The 6285-nt window shown below is 39.0% G+C and carries 7 protein-coding genes, 1 riboswitch and 1 other annotated feature; all 7 genes read left to right on the top strand.

The features are described from left to right. Window positions 1-34 precede the first annotated feature (34 nt). A riboswitch (TPP riboswitch) is annotated at window positions 35-141 on the bottom strand. A gap of 325 nt (window positions 142-466) precedes the next feature. The 7 genes from AACL61_RS04900 to AACL61_RS04870 all read left to right on the top strand — a co-directional run bounded on the left by AACL61_RS04900 (window position 467) and on the right by AACL61_RS04870 (window position 6220). Next, the gene (locus AACL61_RS04900) at window positions 467-1027 is read left to right on the top strand and encodes a DUF4767 domain-containing protein (protein WP_339111058.1); all 561 of its coding nucleotides are present in this window, start codon (window positions 467-469) and stop codon (window positions 1025-1027) included. A 427-nt stretch (window positions 1028-1454) separates the two neighbouring features. Continuing rightward, window positions 1455-2510: a zinc-dependent alcohol dehydrogenase family protein gene (locus AACL61_RS04895; protein WP_339111057.1), complete on the top strand. Its 1056-nt coding sequence runs from the start codon at window positions 1455-1457 to the stop codon at window positions 2508-2510. Window positions 2511-2709: 199 nt separating this feature from the next. Then, complete coding sequence (locus AACL61_RS04890; protein WP_339111056.1) at window positions 2710-3324, top strand: DUF6198 family protein; 615 nt, start codon at window positions 2710-2712, stop codon at window positions 3322-3324. 23 nt (window positions 3325-3347) lie between these two features. After that, entirely contained in the window at window positions 3348-4034 is a 687-nt protein-coding gene (locus tag AACL61_RS04885; RefSeq protein WP_339111055.1) for a matrixin family metalloprotease, read from the top strand. Between the two features lie 56 nt (window positions 4035-4090). Next, window positions 4091-4340 (top strand) — a binding site (T-box leader). 78 nt (window positions 4341-4418) lie between these two features. Continuing rightward, on the top strand, window positions 4419-4895 hold the full coding sequence (locus AACL61_RS04880; RefSeq protein ID WP_003664767.1) for an S-ribosylhomocysteine lyase: 477 nt from the start codon (window positions 4419-4421) through the stop codon (window positions 4893-4895). Window positions 4896-5010: 115 nt separating this feature from the next. After that, window positions 5011-5874, top strand: a complete 864-nt coding sequence (locus AACL61_RS04875) for a MetQ/NlpA family ABC transporter substrate-binding protein (RefSeq protein WP_102816184.1) — start codon at window positions 5011-5013, stop codon at window positions 5872-5874. A gap of 220 nt (window positions 5875-6094) precedes the next feature. Then, on the top strand, window positions 6095-6220 hold the full coding sequence (locus tag AACL61_RS04870; RefSeq protein WP_003664763.1) for a hypothetical protein: 126 nt from the start codon (window positions 6095-6097) through the stop codon (window positions 6218-6220). Window positions 6221-6285 lie beyond the last annotated feature (65 nt).

Genomic DNA, 6285 nt, shown 5'->3' with positions numbered 1-6285 from the left:
ACTTCAAGCATTAAACCGTAGGTTTAGCTAAGTGGGAGTAGTTCAATAATCCTTCCTACGTTGGCATTATCCAAATCAGGTTCATTGGGTCGAGACGCATAGTCCCCTCTCAGCCTGTCTGCAAGCTCCCCGTTTATGCAATTCAATGTTAATCTTAGCAAATCTCAGTTGAATGTCAATTAATGATCTTAATTTACTGATTAAGCCAGACACTGCTCCTGTGATGTGATATAGTAAGGGTGTAATTTTTTAAGTAAAGTGAGGGAAGATCATGGCTAAATACACTGTTGAATTAAGTGAAGAAGATATCCAAATGATCAAGGATTGTCATTCAAAGAATCCTTCTATCATGAAGGCAATGAACGACGCTAAAAAAGTTGAAGATTGATAGGTAGACTGGAAAGAAGAGGGAAGCATTCTTTCTGGTCTTTATTTACGTTTGGGGAGGATAAAATCGAAAAAATTAATGGAAGTTCTTGCGATTGCTAGTTTGGGCGTTGCCTTAACTGGTTGTGGCAACCAAAGCACGCAAAGCAGTAGCAATACCACAAAGACTAATTCAGAAGCTAGTACCAATCAAAATACTACTAATAATACAAGCAGTAGTGAGTCGCATCACGATAGTTCATTATGGAATAATCAAAAGGACGAGCAGTTGGCATCATTTATGCAAAAATGGGGACCAACAATGCATCAATCCTATGAACAATATGATGGTCAAAATGAATTGAAGGTTTCAACAGGAATAACCTATCCAGACGGCTTGAGTAAAGAATTAGTGGAAGGACAGTCTGGTTTGATTGGCTGGGCACCATCAGGCAAGGGTGATTATGAATATAATGTTGTTGCTATTTATAATCATGATGGGACAGAACCGCCACTACCGAACCGAATTACGTACTTTTTTGCCTTCCATAATGGCAAGCCGGTCGTGTTAGTTGACCAATCGAATAATGGTGATCCAGATTGCCATCCAACAACTAATACGGATCTAGAAAGTAACTTTGAACGAATTGCAAATCAATAATAAAAGAAACAATCCCACCATCTGACGTCATGGTGGGATTGTTATTGGAAAAGCTGTCTCTAAATAGAGATTGTTTTGTAACTGTGTATTAATGAATATTCTATCTAGAAAACAACGAATCCTTTTTGAAAAGAATGGCGTCATCAAGCAACGCAAAGATTATTACTGTGCGCTCAACGATGCATCTAAATCGCCAGCTCGTGACCCCACTCCCTAAAAAAGAAGGTGATAAGTAAAGCTAAGACTATACTAATAACTTTATTTATCACCTCTATATTAACACGTTATAAAATTTTTTATAGTATAAAATGATAAAATTGGATAGAGATAGATATTCAAAAACTGAATGGAAAAGAATAAAATTTAAATATTGGATTTTGGAATTGGATAGTTCTAAACTATTTTTAGAATAGAGGAGGCAATTTCAATGAAAAAAGCAATTTTTGAAAAAGCAGGTCAAATGAAGATTGTTGATGTCGATCGTCCAACAATTGAAAAACCTGATGACGTGATTATTAAGGTAGTGCGGACCTGTGTTTGTGGTTCCGACTTATGGAACTTCCGGGGAATTAATTCAGTTGAAAAAGATTCTGAAAACTCTGGTCATGAAGCAATTGGAATTGTTGAAGAAGTTGGTGAAGATATCACTACTGTCAAGCCTGGTGACTTTGTGATTGCTCCATTTACTCATGGATGTGGGCACTGTGCTGCTTGTCGCGCGGGCTTCGATGGTTCTTGCCAAAGTCACAGTGATAACTTTAGCTCGGGTGTTCAAGCTCAATACATTCGGTTCCAACACGGTCAATGGGCGCTTGTTAAAGTTCCAGGCAAGCCAAGTGACTACAGTGAAGGAATGCTTAAGTCTCTCTTAACCCTTGCTGACGTTATGGCTACTGGTTACCATGCTGCACGAGTTGCTAATGTTAACGCTGGTGATACGGTTGTTGTAATGGGTGACGGTGCTGTTGGTCTTTGTGCCATCATTGCTGCTAAGATGCGGGGCGCTAAGAAGATCATTTCTACTAGTCGTCATGCTGACCGTCAAGCTCTTGCCAAGGAATTTGGTGCTACTGATAATGTTGCTGAACGTGGTGACGAAGCAGTTCAAAAGATCATGGAACTCACTAACGGTGCCGGTGCTGATGCTGTTCTTGAGTGTGTAGGTACTGAACAATCAACTGATACTGCCATGAAGGTTGGCCGTCCAGGTGCCATTGTTGGTCGAGTTGGATTACCTCATACGCCAAAGATGGACATGACGTTGCCATTCTACAACAACACGATTGTCGGCGGTGGTCCAGCATCAGTAACTACTTACGACAAGGATGTATTGTTGAAAGCTGTTCTTGATGGTGACATTAACCCTGGTAAGGTCTTTACTAAGAGTTTCGACCTTGACCAAATTCAAGAAGCGTATGGAGCAATGGATAAGCGTGAAGCAATCAAGTCTTACATTATTATGGATGGCTTTGAACGCGATTAATGTTTAAAACTGATTGAAACAATAGTTAATTTCCACGATATCGTAACAATATTCCTATAAAACGAGGCTGTTGAAAAAACAAAAGTTTTTTCTCAGCCTCTTTGCGTACTTACAAAAATTCAGGGCAAGATAAACGCATAAAATCAATAAGCGTGCTAAAATACTGTGATAGAGAATAAGCGTAAACGGGATGATAAAAATGCGTCGGTATGTATTTCTGGCACTGGCGATTGTCTTAAACTCAATTGGTCATTCAATGACGATTGTAACAAACTTAGGGAGTATGCCATGGCCAGCCTCAATCGTCAATATTATGCATATGATGGGCTGGAACATGACAGAGACGATTTTTACAGAAGGACTATTTGTCATTGGCCTTAATATTCTTTTGGTTGGCGAATTTGTTCCTAAAGAATTTGGCTGGGAATTAACGTTTTTAGTTCCGTACAGTATTTTAATGCAACTCTTTGCGAACTTATGGCGTTTTTGGGGAATTGATACAATGAACATCTTCCTGCGTTTCGGTTTTGACCTGCTCGGTTTAGTGATTGCCTTTGCCGGGTATGCCCTTTACCAGCAGTGTGATTGTTGTTTTCATCCACACGATAAGTTAACGGTCTACTTAAACCGGCGCGCCAGTCTTAAATTCACGAAATACTTTAACATTGTCTTGCCTGTTATCATTATCTTGTTATGTTCTCTTAAAAATCATGCAATCTTTGCTTTTAATATTGGAACGGTGATCGGCTTTTTCTCTCAAAACTGGATTGTCAGTTTCTGGCAGGAACGCCTCGAACCGTGTTGTCATTTCTAATTTTATGGAATGGGGATGATTAAATGCGTCGATTTTTAGTAGCACTCTTAGTCGCTGGAATGATCGGAATTGGCGATTATCATGCCCTTGCTGATGCAGATGCGCCTTCCCAACCCTTCCAGTCATCATTTTTTAGCCAGGATTCTTCTGATAGTAATGATTTTCAGTTTTCTAATGGCGGCCAACGACCAAATGCAGACCGGCTAAGAATCCCAGAAAATACACCGACACCGCTTGAAGGTTTTAGGTGGAAGAAAAAGAATATTACTATTTATATGGAAACGGCTGATCCAAAATTAAAATGGGCTTTTCGGGATGCGGTCAAAAAGTGGAATAAGACGAAAGCAGTCCATATCCGCTGGACTAAGAACGAAGATAAGGCCAATATTATTGCGGCCGATGGTGATCTAGCACGAAATAATATGGGAAACAATGGTGTTGGCTATACAACATCTGAACTCGGCTCAACCCGGACTGAATATGACCCGACCACGAATACCTTGCATAAGGCAACCTCAACTTTAGACCCTAACCAGTTGGACTATACTAACAAAGAATTCCGAAGTGAGGTTGCTCAACACGAACTGGGACATGCACTTGGATTGGCCCACGCTCCAGAATATGAGCATAGTGTGATGATCCCGCGAAACATCAAAAACGGAATAACTAAAAATGATGCTAAAACGTTAAGAATGTTATACCATGAATAATTTTGAAATAGGTGTTGACAATTAGTAAGGATAAGGATATTATAATTACAATTAAATTAGAGGCTTAGAAAAGATGAGTAATTATTTAATGCCATTACAGAGAGCTAGGAAAGATGAGAACTAGTATGGTGACGAATAATGAAGATGGTCTTGGAGCAGACTGATGCTGTGAACATACGTGTTAGCAGCAAGCGATTAGCACCCGTTACCGTGCTGGAGTATTTTTATGTACTTCTTGCGGGTCTTATTGTGAGATAAGGCTAAATTAGGGTGGTATCACGTTAATGAATATTAAACGTCCCTAGGAATTGGTTGGATTGCCGTTCCTAGGGATTTTTTAGTTCCAAGATTCATTCTCATCAGGCAGAAAAGGAGAGATTTATTATGGCTAAAGTTGAAAGTTTTACATTAGATCACACGAAGGTTAAGGCACCTTACGTTCGTTTAATTACCGTTGAAGAAGGGGCAAAGGGAGATAAGATTAGCAACTATGATTTACGGTTAGTCCAACCAAATGAAAATGCAATTCCAACTGCTGGTTTGCATACGATTGAACATTTGCTTGCTGGCTTGCTTCGTGACCGTTTGGATGGCGTAATTGATTGCTCTCCATTTGGTTGCCGGACTGGTTTCCACTTAATTACATGGGGTGAACACTCAACTACTGAAGTTGCCAAGGCCTTGAAGTCCTCGCTTGAAGAAATTGCCTACAAGACTAAGTGGGAAGATGTTCAAGGAACAACGATTGAATCTTGCGGTAACTACCGTGATCATTCATTATTCTCTGCTAAGGAATGGTCAAAGAAGATTCTTGATGAAGGTATTTCAGATAAGCCATTTGAACGCCACGTGGTTGACTAATAATAATTTTGGTAAACGCTGACTAAGGATTTCTCGAGAATAACGACATGTCGGATCCCGTTGGCTATTGCGATTAGTTATGACGAATAGCGAAAACAAAAGTAAAGGGGTAGTTATGATGAGAAAGAAAAAGCATACTGGCTGGTGGATTGTTGGTATTGTAGTAGTGATTTTAGTTGCGGCTGGACTTAGTGTGGGCGCTAATGGTGGGTTTACCCGCAACGATGAGATTACTGTTGGAACGATTGGCCCAGATGTCCAAGTTTGGCAACACATTGCAAACAGTAAGCAGGCTAAAGATGAAGGTTTGAAGATTAAGGTCAAGAGCTTTACTGATCCCGTAGCCTTAAACCGGGCGACTGCTAGTGGTGAAATTGACGTTAATGCTTTCCAATCATGGTCATATCTGCAAGCTTATAATAAGGAAAATAAGAAGGCACAGTTAGCGGCGATTGGAACTACCTATTTAGAACCAATGGGCTTATATTCAGATAAGTATAAGAGTGTTAAAGACATTCCAGATGGTGCCACAGTTGCGATCGCTAATAATCCAGCAAACACGGCGCGTGGCCTCTTGCTCTTACAAAGTGCAGGGTTAATAAAATTGAAGCCGGGCTTTGGGGCAACCAGTGGAACCAATGAGATTGCGGCTAATCCAAAGAACCTTCAATTTAAAGAAATTGATGATACCACCGGACCACGGGTATTAAAGTCAACTGATTTAGTATTAATCGGTAATACGATTGCGTTAACTGGTCATTTGAATGTGTTGAAAGATTCTATTTATCACGAACAAGTTGGTCAAAGCACGAAGAATAACATTAATGTTTTAGCAACTGCTAAGAAGAATCGTGATAACAAGGAATATAAGAAGTTAGTCAAGCTTTACCATAATAAGCAAATTCAACAATGGATTGCTAAAAAGTATCAAGGAACAAAGGTGAATGTTGATAAGCCATTAAATTATCTAGAAAATTAATAATAAAATTATAATTAGCCAAAAGATAATATTGTGGTAATTTTAAGCTCTTTTTGTGCGTTTATATTGATGAATTGAAGACTATTATGAAAATTAATAATTTTATCTAATCTTAAGATAAAGACTTCTATTAAACAAATTAATAAGAAACGAGTATAATTAAAGTGATAGAAGATTAGGTTTAACTACAAGGCATGATTTAAGTAAGGGAGCTAAAATTATGAAATGGGTAAGAAAACTTGCACAAAGCGTAGTAACGATTGTTTTACAAGCACTGGTTGCCCGACTCGTGTATCACTTATTTGCAAAGAAGCAACCGAAAGAAACAACGAAAAGCAATGACTAATGTATTGTGGTAGCGGATGGTATTAAGCGTAAAGCGACCATTCGTTTTTTTATTAATGTCTTTAG

Origin of the sequence: Limosilactobacillus reuteri subsp. porcinus, assembly GCF_036621895.1 — a bacterium.
Taxonomy (GTDB): domain Bacteria; phylum Bacillota; class Bacilli; order Lactobacillales; family Lactobacillaceae; genus Limosilactobacillus; species Limosilactobacillus reuteri_J.
This window is presented reverse-complemented; position numbering and strand designations above follow the sequence as displayed.